General features: G+C 70.3%; 9 protein-coding genes and 1 pseudogene. 3 read left to right on the plus strand and 7 right to left on the minus strand.

Annotated features, from left to right (window positions below; genetic code table 11):
• Window positions 1-41: 41 nt before the first annotated feature.
• Window positions 42-3,146, minus strand: coding sequence for a PVC-type heme-binding CxxCH protein (locus ElP_RS27855; RefSeq protein ID WP_197446437.1), 3,105 nt, complete (start codon window positions 3,144-3,146; stop codon window positions 42-44).
• Here ElP_RS27855 and ElP_RS27860 point away from each other — a divergent pair.
• Window positions 3,145-3,291 carry a hypothetical protein gene (locus tag ElP_RS27860; RefSeq protein ID WP_197446438.1) on the plus strand — a complete coding sequence of 49 codons (147 nt, stop codon included), beginning with the start codon at window positions 3,145-3,147 and terminating at the stop codon, window positions 3,289-3,291. The two genes, ElP_RS27855 and ElP_RS27860, sit on opposite strands and share 2 nt — an antisense overlap.
• Window positions 3,292-3,397: 106 nt before the next feature.
• Here the strand turns inward: ElP_RS27860 and ElP_RS27865 are convergent, their stop codons facing one another.
• Window positions 3,398-4,207, minus strand: coding sequence for a HEAT repeat domain-containing protein (locus ElP_RS27865; protein WP_145275815.1), 810 nt, complete (start codon window positions 4,205-4,207; stop codon window positions 3,398-3,400).
• Window positions 4,208-4,562: 355 nt separating this feature from the next.
• On the opposite strand from ElP_RS27865, the gene ElP_RS27870 reads away from it, so the two are divergent.
• Window positions 4,563-6,551: a DUF1592 domain-containing protein gene (locus ElP_RS27870; protein WP_197446439.1), complete on the plus strand. Its 1,989-nt coding sequence runs from the start codon at window positions 4,563-4,565 to the stop codon at window positions 6,549-6,551.
• A 3-nt stretch (window positions 6,552-6,554) separates the two neighbouring features.
• On the plus strand, window positions 6,555-7,865 hold the full coding sequence (locus ElP_RS27875) for a DUF1552 domain-containing protein (RefSeq protein WP_145275819.1): 1,311 nt from the start codon (window positions 6,555-6,557) through the stop codon (window positions 7,863-7,865).
• A 171-nt stretch (window positions 7,866-8,036) separates the two neighbouring features.
• Here ElP_RS27875 and ElP_RS27880 read toward each other — a convergent pair whose 3' ends face one another.
• From ElP_RS27880 to ElP_RS27900, 5 genes and pseudogenes are all read right to left on the minus strand, one after another.
• Window positions 8,037-9,140, minus strand: a complete 1,104-nt coding sequence (locus ElP_RS27880) for a leucine-rich repeat domain-containing protein (RefSeq protein WP_197446440.1) — start codon at window positions 9,138-9,140, stop codon at window positions 8,037-8,039.
• A 38-nt stretch (window positions 9,141-9,178) separates the two neighbouring features.
• Complete coding sequence (locus ElP_RS27885; RefSeq protein WP_197446441.1) at window positions 9,179-11,212, minus strand: leucine-rich repeat domain-containing protein; 2,034 nt, start codon at window positions 11,210-11,212, stop codon at window positions 9,179-9,181.
• 265 nt (window positions 11,213-11,477) lie between these two features.
• Window positions 11,478-12,282 (minus strand): IS5 family transposase gene (locus ElP_RS27890; RefSeq protein ID WP_145279034.1). Its coding sequence is split into 2 segments (ribosomal slippage): window positions 11,478-11,967 and window positions 11,966-12,282, totalling 807 coding nucleotides; the frame shifts between segments, so codons are not numbered across the junction.
• 524 nt (window positions 12,283-12,806) lie between these two features.
• A pseudogene (locus ElP_RS41415) lies at window positions 12,807-12,926 on the minus strand (DUF4385 family protein); the annotation flags it as partial.
• Window positions 12,927-12,942: 16 nt separating this feature from the next.
• Window positions 12,943-13,149 carry a hypothetical protein gene (locus ElP_RS27900; protein WP_145275826.1) on the minus strand — a complete coding sequence of 69 codons (207 nt, stop codon included), beginning with the start codon at window positions 13,147-13,149 and terminating at the stop codon, window positions 12,943-12,945.
• Window positions 13,150-13,346: the final 197 nt, after the last annotated feature.

The raw sequence follows: 13,346 nt of genomic DNA on the forward strand, positions 1-13,346 counted from the left end.
CGGGTCGATCGGGCCGGGGGCGGTTCCGTTCGCGACGCCCCTCAGGGCGCCGCCTCCGTCTGGTCCTGCAGGAACGCTAGCAGGTCCCGCAACTGGTCGCTCGACAGCACGAGGCCGAGGCCGTCGGGCATGATCGAGGTCGACTGCCGCTGCATCCGCTCGATCCGGTTGCGGGCGATCCGGCGCTCCTGGCGGGTCGAATCGAGGAGCACCACGAGGTCTTGCGTCTGCCGGCCGATGATGCCGGAGTGGAGCTGGCCGTCGACCGTCTCGACCAGGTAGTTCTCGAACCCCTGGGCGATCGTGGAGCCGGGGAAGAGGATCGATTCGAGCAGGTCGTGCGCGGAGCGGCTGGCGCCGATGCCGGTCAGATCCGGGCCGATCGCGCCGCCTTGGGTGCCGATCCGGTGGCAGGCCGAGCAGGCCGCCTCCTCGCCGAAATAGACGGCGCGGCCGCGTTCGGGGTCGCCGCCCCGGATCAGGGGGAGGTAGCGGGCCAGCTCCTCCGCCTGCTGCTCCCGGGCGGAGTGCAGCCGGTCGAGGAGCCGCTCGGCGTCGGGGCGCGCAGCGGCGGGCAGACGCTCGACCAGGGCTTCAACCTCGCCCTCCGGCGGGCGCCAGCCGCCGTCGACGCGGGCGGCGAGGAAGGCGACGATCGCCGCGGCCGTCCGGTCGTCGGCGGGGCGGCCGAGCAGCGGCAGCAGGACCGAGGGGGAAATGAGCGCCTCGTCGCGGGCGGCCGACAGGACCCGTTCGAGCTGGCCGGGGGCCAGTTCCGAGCGAGCGAGCACCTCGGCCGCGGCGAGCTGGTCGACCGGCCGGCCGGCGTCTCCCAGGCGGTCGAGCAGCCAGCCGAACGCCTCGGGGGAAGGCCGAGGCCGGCTCCGGGCCACCGCGCGGAGCAGCACCAGCCGCAGGCCATCGTCGATCACCGCGTCTTCGGCCAGGGCGGCCAGCCTCGGGGCGTGCTCGTCGGGGGCTAGGGCCGCGGCGGTCGCGGCGGCGAGGTTGCGGATCGCCGGGTCGGGGTCGTCCAGAGCGCGGCCGATGGCCCGGCTCCAGGCCGGGGGCACCTCGGCCGCGAGCGAGCGGACCATCGCCTCCAGCAGCAGCCGACGACCCGGGCCGGAGATCCCCGGCTCGTCGCCGGCGACGCCCCGGGCCACCAGCCCGGCGACCTCCTCGCGGCCCTGGAAGGCCTGGACCAGCGCGTCGAGACGCTGCCGCTGCTCGGGGGACGGGGCGTCGTCCCGGAGCCAGGAGCGGATCAGGCCGGCGGCGTGGTCGGCCCACTCGGAGTGGCGCTCCAGGATCTCCAGGGCAGTCCGGCGCAGCCGGGGGTCGTCCGCCCCGGTACGCGCTACCAGCGCCTCGCGATCGAGGCACGCGTGCGGGGGCTGGTCCAGCAGCAGCAGGGCCGCCCGCTGCACGTCGGGCTCGGGCCGCTCCAGGGCCGATCGGAGTCCGGCCGCGTCGGCATGCTTCGAGGCGGCGTAGATGAGCGCGTGCTCCAGGAAGGGATCGGGCCGCTCGGCCAGGGCGTCCCAGAGGGCGTCCAGGCTCGACGGGCCGCCGCAATGGGCCAGCGCCTCGGCGGCGGCCAGGCGAACGGCGGGGTCGGGGGCCGAGAGCAGCGTTCGGAGACGAGGCTCGCCGCCGCGGTCGCCGACCAGGGCCAGGCAGCGCGCGGCGACCATGACCAGCTCGGCATCGTCCCCATCCAGGGCCGAGCGGAGGGCCTCCGCCGAGGTCGGGCCGGGGCACCGGGCGAGCAACCAGAAGGCCCGCTGCTTCACCTCCCGGTCGTCGGCCGTCGGCAGCCAGGCACGCAGGGCGTCCGGCGCGCGGTCGGGCCGACGGGCCAGCTCGGCGACCGCCCGGTCGGCGACCATCGGCCTCGGGTCGGCCAGCCGATCGGCCAGCTCGGCCTCGGTCGCCCCGTCCCAGTCGAGGGCGAGGCCCCACGGGTCGGACGGCGCGGATCGGGGCGTCTCGTGGCGCACCCGGTAGATGCCGCCGGGCGCCCGGGTGGGCCGGATCTTCCCGGTGGGGCAGTGCTGGACGTACCAGGCGCCGGTGTCGATCACCAGCAAGCTGCCGTCGGCGTCCTCCAGGACGTCCGAGGGGTGGAAGTCCGGGTCGTCGGTGGTGAGGAAGCTCGCATCGCGGCTCGACTTGGTCGAGCCGCGGCGGACCAGGACGTGCCGGGCGACCTTGCGCGTGTTGTGCTGGGCCGAGAGCAGGTCGCCGCGCATCGCCTCGGGCCACATCGGGCCCCGGAGCCGGGCGACACCGCTGATGCCGGTCACGGGCAGCAGCGACACCGGGGGCAGCGGCTCGCCGGTGACGACGTGGAACGTCTCGTCCGTGTACGAATTCTGCGGGTAGAGGGCCCCCTCGACCAGATGCACGAGGGCATCGCGGAGCCCGCCGCTGGGATCCTGGAACCAGTTGTCTGTGCCGATGATCGAGCCGTCGGGCAGGAAGGCGACCTCGACCAGGTTGGTGAACCCCCGGGAGACGACCTCGGGGCCCGAGCCGTCGGGGTTGCACCGCAGCAGCGCACCGTTGGTCCCGGCCAGGACCGTGCCGTCGGCCCGATGCAACCGATAGCCGTCCGGGTTGCCCATGGTCATGTAGAGCCGGTCGTCCGGGCCGAAGATCAGCCCGTGGAGGCTGCCGTTGTCGCGGTGGCCGAAGCCGCCGAGGATCGCGGTGCGGTCGTCGGCTCGGCCGTCGCCGTCGCGGTCGACGAAGGCGACGAGGTCGGGCGGGTCGGCGACGTACAGCGCCCCGTCGCGCCAGGCAAGGCCCATGGGGAAGACGAGGTCGTCGGCGAAGACCTCGGCGTGGTCGAACCGGCCGTCGCCGTCGCGGTCCTCCAGCCGGGTGACCCGGCAGTTGCGGGCCTGGACCGACAGCTCCTCGTAGAGGTCGTTGCCCGACGACTCGGCCACGTACAGCCGCCCGCGGTCGTCCCAGGCAGCGAACATGGGGAAGCGGATCAGCGGCTCGCCGGCCACGCGCTCGACCGAGAAGCCGGGGGGCACTCGGAGTCGATCGGACAGGTCGTCGGCCGCCAGGGGCGCGGCCGATAGGGCCAGCGGGGTGAGCAGCCCCGCGACGAGGTATCGCGGCATCGCCATGGATCTCAATCTCTCGGCATCGGGTTCCGGCCGGGGCGCGATGAAGGTGTGGCGGATCGCTGCGGAGCGGTATCGCAATCCGGATCGTAGCCACACGCTGATCATGAAGAACGTGGCCGGCCTGCACAACTTGATGTATGCCTAATCGGTGATCAGGAGGGGCACGGTACGCCGTTAGGCCGTCAAGGGTCCATTGTGCAGCAACTCTATTGAGTAGTTGGCCGAAGAACTCGATCTACTTTGCGCACCGATCAGTAACGAAACTCGCGCCCGAACGCGGCCCGGATCACCGGGCGATCCCGGTCCTCGACGATCCCCGCGATCCCCTCGCGCAGGCGAGGGTCGTCCTTGTAGACCCCAAGGGCCGACAGGGCGGCGGTCGCGTCCGGATCCGGCTCGGACGCGACGATCCCGGCCAGGAAGTCGAGCGCGGTGGGGCGTCGGAGGATGGCGACGGCCAGGAGGAGATGCCGCTTCAGTTCGACCGAGTGGGCCCGCCGCCAGCAATCCGCGAGCGGATCGAACGCCTCGGGCAGCCGGGACTTGCCCAGCGCCCTGGCCGCCGCCTCGCAGGCGACGGGATTGGCCGGATCGGGGTAATTGGCGACCAGTGGCAGGTTCTCCCCAGCATCCACCGCCAGAAGGCCGCCGAGGTATTCGGAGAACACCTCGGGATCGCGGTCGCCGAGGCGGACTTTCAGCCGCAGCACCAGGCCGGCGGCCTCGTTCCCGACGCCCCCCAGCGCCCCGGCCGCCGCGATCCGCACGTCCCTGGCGGGATCGGCCATGGCATCGACCAGCACCGGCAGGGAGCGGACACCCTCGGCCCGCGCCAGGGCGACGAGGTCCGCCGCCCGCAACGGCGGCGCGGAGTCCTCCGTCTCGCCCCAGGCCGGCTCGAGCTGGACGTGGGTGGCCGCCTGCAGGTACACGCCGGTGTCCGGGTGCGCCATCCGGTCAAGCGCCTCGACGATGGCGATCTTCTCCCGGCAGAGCTTGTCGTCCTTCAGCGGGTTGGCCAGGAAGCGGTCGAAGGGATGGCCGCTCCGATTCGATAGCAAGCCGTGTCGAGGCTCCTGTCGATTGGCCCGTCCCCGTTGCCCCGGCAATCGACCTCGGATTGACTCGGATGGGGACGACCTCAGGGGGTCGTTCGCCGGGGCGGGCCCCTCGTCGGCGTCGACTCCGGGCCGTCGGCCCCCGGGGCGCACGGACCGTGAGTCCCGGAAGCACTGTCGGTCGCGTCCGGCAATTGGTACGATGCCATCCCAGGCAGATCGCCTAGATCGCCGCGGCCGAGGGGATCGCGTACCTCGGGGCACTCGCCGAGCGTTCGCCTCACCTGTCCCGTTCGCGGGTGGGTGACCGTCGATGGCCAGGAGTCATACCATGCGAAGACGAGGGCCAAGGTGGGCGATGGTGGCCGCGTCCCTGATCGCCGCCGCGACCACGGCGATCGGGCAGGTTGCAGCCGCTCGGGCGTCGGACGTCCGCGATGAGTCGTTCTTCATCGAACGGGTCTACCCGGTCCTGCAGGCGGTGCAGTGCGAGCGGTGCCACAGCGACAACGGCGTGGCCTCGGGCACGCTCCTCGAATTCCCGGACCCGGATGCCGACGAGGCCCGGATCGAGGCGTTCGGGCTCTCGATGATCGACCTCGTCGACCCGGGTGACCCCCTGCAATCGCTCTTGCTAACGAAACCGACGAGGCGGATCGACCACACCGGCGGCCGTCGGATCAGGCCCGACAGCGATGAAGAGGCGCTGTTGCTGGACTGGGTCACCTACCTGGCCGGCCTCACCGAGGACGAGGTGCGCCAGGCCCGCGAGAAGATCGCCCGGGCCGAGCCGACGGGCCTGGAGACCCTGACGGTACGCCGGCTGACGCACAGCCAGTACAACCACACCGTCCGCGACCTCCTCGGCGACCTGTCCCAGCCCGCCAACGGCTTCCCGAAGGAAGATTTCATCAACGGCTTCCGAAACCAGGTCGAGGGGCAGGGTGTCTCGCCGTTGCAGGCCGAGGCCTACGGCAAGGCGGCCGAGCGCCTCGCCCTGGCCGCCTTCCGGGGCGGCGACCACCACGGCCTGATCCCCCGCCAGCCCGAGTCGCCGACCGATGCCGAGGCCGCCGAGGAATTCGTCCGGCGATTCGGACTTAGGGCCTTCCGGCGTCCCCTGGATGGGGACGAGGTGGGCCGCTATCGCGAGATGTTCCTGCGGGAGGCCGGCCGGACGCAGGACTTCCACCGCGGAGCTTCGATCGTCATCGAGACCATGCTGCAATCGCCCTACTTCCTGTTCCGCATCGAGGGGGGGGCGGACGGCCCGAATGCGGACTACGAGGTCGCCAGCCGGCTCTCGTACCTCCTCTGGGACACGATGCCGAGCGACGAGCTGTTCCGGGCCGCCGCCGAGGGCGAGCTGTCGACGCCCGGACGGGTCGAGGGCGTGGCGCGCCGCCTGCTCGACGACCCCCGCGCCCGGTCGGCGATGGACGAATTCCTGGCCCAGTGGCTCCGCTTCGACCGGGTCCTGGATGCGACCAAGGACCGCCGCCGGTTCCGCGAATACAACGCCGAGGTCGCCGCCGCGATGGTGGAGGAGACGCGGCTCCTGTTCAACGAGCTGGCCTGGAACGATCGGGATTTCAGGGAGATCTTCACCGCCGACTACACCTTCGTCAGCTCGGAGCTCGCCCGGCTCTACGACCTGACGACGCCCGAGTCGGAATTCGCGAAGGTCTCCTACCCGCCCGATTCCGGCCGTTCCGGGGTGCTCGGGCACGGCTCCTTCCTCGTCGCGACGAGCAACCCGGCGGAGACCTCTCCGACCGCCCGCGGCCTGTTCGTCCGCAATCACTTCCTCGGCCAGGAGGTCCCGCCCCCTCCCGCGGGCGTGGACACCAACCTGCCGGTCGTCACCGAGGCAGCTCCGATGACCAATCGCGAGCGGCTCGCGGTCCACCTCAACAGCGAGTCGTGCGCCTCGTGCCATCGCCTGATCGACCCGATCGGCCTCGGTTTCGAGCAGTACAACGCGATCGGCGCCTACCAGGAGACGTTGAGCCTCCAGTTTCGCGGCGGGCGGGGTGACTCGGACCGCGGGCGGGGCTCGTCGCCGATCGAGCTCGAGATCGACACCTCGGGGTACATCCAGGGCATCGAGGATTCGAGCTTCTCGACGCCGAAGGAGCTGGGCCTCCTCCTCGCCGAGAGCGAGACGTGCCAGCGATCGATCGCCAAGCAATTCTTCCGCTACGCCTTCGGTCGGCAGGAGACCGCCAACGACCAGGCGGTCATCGACGGCCTCTACGCGAAGTTCCGCGCCTCCGGATTCCGGTTCCGCGAATTGATCGTCGCCCTCGTCACATCGGAACTCTTCCTCCAGAGAGGAGCGGATTAGATCATGGCCACACGAGCACCCCTGTCCCGCCGCTCGTTCTTGAGGGGCGTCGGCCTGTCGGGCGCCGCGATCCATGTCGGCCTGCCGACCTTCGAGGCGATGCTGAACCCCAACGGGACGGCGTACGCGGCCAGGGCGGGCGTCGCGGCCGACCCGATCGAGACGCGCTTCGTCTACTGGTTCAACGGCAACGGCATCATCGAGAAATACTGGATCCCGCGTGAGGACGGGGCCGATTACGCGATGACCCCCTGCCTCCAGCCGCTCTCGCGGTTCCGGCAGGACATCCACGTCATCAGCGGCGTCGACAACCCGGCCGCCCGCCTGCCGGGCCCCGGCAACGGCCACCACAACTCGATGAGCGGACTGGTCTCGGGCGAGATGTTCTCGGGCCGAGGGGCGGGCGGCCCGTCGATCGACCAGGTCATCGCGGGGGAGATCGGCACGGAAAGCCGCTTCCGGTCGCTCCAGATCGGCGTCTGCCAGGAGTCGTTCGGCGAGAGCATCCAGCGCAACATGAGCTGGGCCGGGCGCGACCGGCCGCTGCCGCCGGAGATGCTGCCGCACCGGCTGTTCGACCGCCTCTTCGGTTCCAGGGAGCCGTACTGGATCGAGCGCAAGAAGAGCATCCTCGACGCCGTCAGCGACGAGGCCCGGTCGCTGAAGTCGGCCCTCGGCTACGGCGACCAGCAGCGGCTCGACGAGTACCTGACGTCGGTCCGCAGCCTCGAGCGCTCGGTCGCGAGCCTGCCGCCGGAATATTCGAGCGTTGTCGAGCAGCCGCCCGAGGGTGGCGACCTGAAGGACTGGCCCCGGATCGCGAAGCTGCAGACCGACCTGCTCGTCCACGCGCTCGCGTCTCGGCAGACCAGGGTCGCCTCCTACATGCTCACCAAGTGTCAGGGGCTCTCACGCTTCCCCTGGCTCGGGTACACCTACGAGCGTCACCACGAATACACCCATGGGCGGGTCGAGTCGCCCGAGGGCCAGCGCATCATGCGCGACATCTGCCGCTGGCACGTCGAGGAGTTCGCCTACTTCCTCGCGAGGCTCGAGTCGATCCCCGAGGGCGACGGTACTCTGCTCGATCACACCTGCGCCCTGCTCGTCCACGAGCATGCCGAGGCCAATTCCCACAAGAACGCCGGCCTGGCCATGATCCTCGCCGGCCACGCCGGCAACATGAAGACCGGGATTCACACGAGGATGACCGGGACGGTCGGCGACCTCTACCTCACCCTCGCCGAGGAAGTCGTCGGCGCCCGGATCGGCAACTTCCCGACGGGCGAGCAGAAGCTCTCCGAGATGGTCTGACCCTCCGGACGATCCGATTTCCGTGGGCGGGGCGAGGCCCGCCCACGGGTATCCGGCCTTTGACCTGCGTCCCGATCGGTCCGATGCGCGGCCGGGTGGCAGAGGTCGTACATCGGACCCTCCGGCGCCGGAGGGTGCGGGCGGGGCCCCGGCCCTGGGGTCGAGGGCGCCTCATCCGCCTCGGCGATCCGACTCGGGCTCGATGATCACCGGAGCCTCCCACCAGCTCACCCGACACGACGGGAGGGCATCGCCGAGGGCATCGACCTCCTCCGGCGTGACGTCGATGCCACCGAGGAAGAGCTGCTCCAGGCCCGTCATCCCGGCGAGTTGGGCCACCCCCCGTGCCGAGAGGTTCGTCTCCTGCAGTTCGAGGGCCTCCAGGCCCTCCAGTTTCAGCAGCGCCGGGACGGCGGCATCGTCGATCCCCGGGGCGTTCCAGAGCTTTAGATGCCGCAGGTTCGGCAGCCCGGCCAGCGCCTCGATCCCCCGGGCGGTGACCTTCGTGCCGCTCAAGTCCAGCACGCGCAGATTGCTCAGTCGGGCCAGCTCCGCGACGCCCCGATCCGTGATGGTCGTCTCGGCGAGGTCGAGCTCCTCCAGCCGGCCGAGGTCCGCGATGTGGCCGACGTTGAAGTCCGTCACCGCGACGCTCCAGAGGCCCGAGTCCGTCCGCTGCCGGCCGGAGACGCTCAGCGACCGCAGGCCGGGTAGCGTCTTGAGCAGGGGGAGCGCGACGCCGCTCATCTTGTTGCCGCCGAAGGCGAGGGACTCGAGCCGATCGAGGCCCTCCAGCGCCTCGAAGAGGTCGTCGTTGACCCGGCTCTGGCCGACGTCCAGGGCCCGGAGCTTCGACATCCCCGAGACGTGCTCGAAGACCTCGCTGGTCACCTTCGTGCCGCGCACGTCCAGGATTTCGAGGTCCCTCCAGTGCTTCAGGTGCGCGATGCCGACGTCGGTGACGTACTCGGCGTAGTAGAGGTTGAGTCGCTTGACGTTCCGCAGCGGCGCCAGGAGTTCGAGCCCAAGATCCGTGACCTTCGTATATGACAGGTCGATGTCCACCAACCCCGGCAGGCGGGCCAGGGTCTCCAGGTCGTGATCGGTCAGCCAGGCATTGCTCAGGTCGACGCCGATGATCGCGCCGCCGGCGTCGCGCTCGCAACGGGCCCCGAGCGCGGCGAGCCTCGCGGCCGGGTCTTCGTCGGCCGGTGCCGTCGGGGCGGCGAGGTGCGGGACGAGGAGGGCGATGACGGGTAGGACGAGGTAATTCATCGGGTTCTCGATCCGTTGCGGCGTGACCCCGGGCCCGTTCAGCTCCGGCGGCGCTTGGGGTCGCTCGATCTGGGGTCGAAGATGATCGTGCATTCCGGCACCGCCTCGCGAATCCGGCGGTAGCCGTCCTCGGTGATGAAAGTGTGGTACAGGTTGAGCTCGTCGAGGTTGCGGAACCGGGCTAACCGAGGGGCGCTGGCGTCGGTGACGTGCGTGCTGTCGAGGCTGAGCCGGCGGAGGTCCGCCAGGCCGTCGAGGGCCTCCAGCCCCGCGTCGCCGACCTCCGTGTAGTCGAGGTTCAGGGAATTGAGCCGGGCGAAACCACCCACGATCGGCATGCTCTCGTCGCCGATCCTGGTCCGGATCAGCCCCAGTTCCTGGAGCCCCGAGAGGCGTCCCAGGTGTTGCATCGCGTCGTCGGTGATCCTCGTGTAGCCGAGCTGCAGGGCGGTGAGCCCCTCGAGCCGGGCCAGGTGGGGCATCCCCCGGTTGCCGACGTCGGTCCCCGCGAGGTCGAGCCGCCGCAGGTCCTCGAGCGATCCCAGCGCGGCCAGCCCGGCATCGGTCACGTCGGTGAAAGCCAGCCCGAGGTCCCGGAGCGTACCGATCCCCGAGAGATTCGCAAGCCCTTGATCGTCGATCGGGGCATCGGCCAGCTGCAGATCCTCGAGGGGGAGGTCCTGCAAGGCCGCGAGCCCGTGGCCGTGCAGTTCCGTGTGGGAGAGGACGAGCGTCCGCAGGCGATCGAGCCCGGCCAGGTGTTCGAGGCCCGAGTCGGAGATCATGGTCCCGTCAAGGTCGAGCGTCTCCAGGTCGGTCAGGCCGGCAAGATGGCGCATGCCCAGGTCGCCGACCTCGGTCGACCGCAGGCACAGGGTGCGTAGGCGATCGAGCGCCGCCAGGTTCTCGAGCAGCTCGTCGGTCACGCTCGTCCCTTCCATGGAGATCTCGATCAGCCCGCCGTCCTCGACGACTGCCCGGCCGCCGATCGAGCGCACCCAATCGGCCACCGCCGCGTCGCCGCCGGCCACGAGCCGGTCCGCCCCCTCGGGGAGCTCGGGCCGCACCGAGGTGTCCTGGAACATCAGGTTGCACATCGGGATCGCGTCGTGGAGCCGCTCGACGCCGGCGCGGGTCATCCGGGTGTACCGCAGGTCGACCGTCCTCAGGCCCTCCAGCCCCATGAGCACGTCGACGGCCACGTTCGACACCCGGGTTCCGTACAGGTTCAGCTCCTCCAGGCCGGACATGGCCGCCAGGTGGCGGATGCCCTCATCTGTCAGGTCGACGCCCTGGAGGTTCAGCTTCTTCAGCTTCTTCAGCTCCCCGAGGTGCGCGACCCCGGCGTCGGAGATCTTCGTGCCGCCTAGATCCAGGTGCTCTAGGTTGACCAGGCCGCCGAGGTCCCGGAGCCCCTCGTCGCTGATCAGAGCATCCCGCAGCAGGAGTTGCCGCAGCCCCGACATGCCCCGCATCTGCTCGAGCCCCTCGTCGTCGACCGGGCAGTAGACCAGGTCGAGGGCCTCGAGGTTCGTGAACGGGGCCAGGTGGCGGCCCCTCACCTGGGTGTCCTCGAGGCTCAGCCGCCGGAGGGTCGGGCCGAGCGGCGCGATCGCTTCGATCCCCTCGTCGTTGAACTTGATCGATTCGAGATAAGTATAGCTGAACCTGAGTTCTTCGAGGCTGTTCAGGCCCGCGAGGTGGCGCAGCTCCCCGCTGTAGTCGATGCGGGCGCCGGCGCTCGGATTCCACATCGGCCCCGGCAGGTCGAGGAACCTCAGGCGCGTCAGGCCGGTCAGCCGCTGCAGGTCGGGCGGCAGGATGTTCGTCCCGACGAGGTCCACCCGCTCCAGTTGGAACTCGTCGGCCGGCAGTCGCGTCACGTCCCGGATGCGCCCGGCCTGCCCCTCGATGCCGACCGATCCGCCCATCAGGATCACCCATTCGGCGACTTGGCGGTCCGACTCCTCGGCGCGGGACGCCGGCGCGGATGTGGATGGGCGGGGACTGGCGACGACCGCCAGGGCCGCGAACCAGATCAACCCGACACGCCATCTTCGATCGAGTTTCATGCCGTTCATCGGTATGCCGGAAGTCGAGGGTGATCGGCTCGAATGCGACGGGCTCGCCGGACGGCCGCAAGGCCCAGGAATACGCGGCGACCATTCGCCCGGGTCGCCTCGCATCGTAGCGCCCCGCGACGACCCAGGCTAGGCATTCTCGGGACGACATGCCAGGGGTTCGGCCCCCTCGGGCGACGCGAGGCCCGAGGGTGACCGGCCCGGATCTGATCGAGGGATGAAAATATCTCCGCGTTAAGTAACTATCTCAATACCGTCATGCGGCCCTGATCCGGTGGAGCCTCCGGTACCAGAGCAGGCCGCAGGCCGGTTGGATCAGGCCGAGGGAGTTCTCGTGATGCTTGTCGTAGCGGACCAGCAGCCCCCGACACTTCGACAGCCAGGCCAGCGTCCGCTCCACCACCCAGCGGCGGGCCTTCCGCCGGCCCGGCCGCCGCTCCGGGCGGGGTCCGCCACGGGCCGGACGGATGTGGGGGACATACCCATGCCCCTCGGCCACCCCACGAGCCGGTCCGTTGTCATACCCGGCGTCCAGGCACAGGTGCTGCTCGACCTGCTCGGGGTCGGGCCGCTCGGTCACCACCGCACGGATCGTCGCCTCCAGCAGCGTGAAGTCCGGGGCGTTGGCCCCGGCGATGACCACGCCCAGCGGCCCGCCGTCGCCCTCGACCAGCAGGCCCTGCTTGGTCCCCGGCTTGGCCCGGTCGGTCGGGTCGGGGCCCGTCTGTTTCCCCCCCGAACCGGGCCTTGCCCGGCCGCCCGGCGGCCGCCTGCCACCGCCATTGGACCTCGCCCAGCTCGTCGCACTCCTCGACCAGCAGGGCCCGGATCCGCTCGAAGACCCCGTGGCGGCACCGCCGCTGGAACCAGCGGTGCACCGGGCTGTCGTCGCCATACTCCCTGGGCAGCGTGTGCCACTGGCAGCCGCTGCGGGGGCGGAAGATGATGCCGTCGAAGGCCGCCCGCCAGTCGATCCGGCCCCGGCCGCCGTGCTCCTCGGGCGGCGGCGGGGCGTCTTCGAGCAGGATCGGCTCGATCCGCTCCCAGAGGGCGTCGGGCACCTCCCAGATGGTCTCCAGCGGCTTGACCCCTCGACATTCCCGTCCCATGGCTGCGTCTCCTGTGGGGGTCGTCCTGTCACCTCAAGGTACGCAGTTGGTTCGGGTTAGGTTCTGAGATAGATTCTTAAAAGTCTTCATGGGAAGAGACACGGTCCCAGGGCCGGCGAATCATCAGCACCTATCGTGCCAGTGACCGGCAGGGCGAGCGCGGTACGCCCAGATCGCGCGAATCCTACGAGGCTCGACGCAACTCCTCGACACTCGTGCTCTATGTCCTTTGGACGCTTCATCCGCCCGAGGAGTTCGACAGCTCACTGACATCTCCGGACGCGTCGCCTGGCAAGCATGGCATCTACCACGCCGGATGAGGTGCCCGATCCTTCGAGTTCTCCGTTCCTCCGACCCGGTATTCGCCACATCACTCGTGCCGAATGCGCCTAGCGGCGATCGGGGCCCGTCCCATTCCTTGAGACCGATCGCCGCCGGCTCGCTGGCGGCGCCGGGTGTCCTGGACCGCCTGCGGAAATCTCGCCCTTGTACGGATCGCCCAGGAGCACACCCTGCCCGCGTTTCCCGATCCGGTAGAGGTCCGGGCCAGCCCGCAAGTCGATGGCCTTGAAGTCGAGCGAGTCGTCGAAACCCATCTCGACTCTCTCTGGCTCACCGACCAAGACCGACCGGCTCGTGGCCCGCGTCCTGACCCTGCGAAAGTTCGTGTGGCGTGGACGCGAAGCACCCCGCGGCGAGTTCGAACGACCGGAGCCGTACCGCGTGGTGGTACGCCTGGGTCGCGAGGATAAGCTCATCGTCGTCGGTCTCCGCCGCGATCTCGGCGAGCTCTCTGGAGACCGTCTCGGTCGACCACACCGAAATGATTAATATATTAACATTTTATCTCCCATGGATAACGACGGCCGCCGAACGTTCAGACGCGCACCAGACGGGAGGAGGCCCCATCAACTCCACGGCGGACCGCGTCGTCTCCCCACCGCGAGGGCCGGTCCGGAGTCGCCCCTCCGGCCCGGACGTCGGCCGGGATGGGCCCTTGAGGTCGGCCGGCAGCG

Origin of the sequence: Tautonia plasticadhaerens (genome assembly GCF_007752535.1) — a bacterium.
In the GTDB taxonomy this organism is placed as follows: Bacteria; Planctomycetota; Planctomycetia; order Isosphaerales; family Isosphaeraceae; genus Tautonia; species Tautonia plasticadhaerens.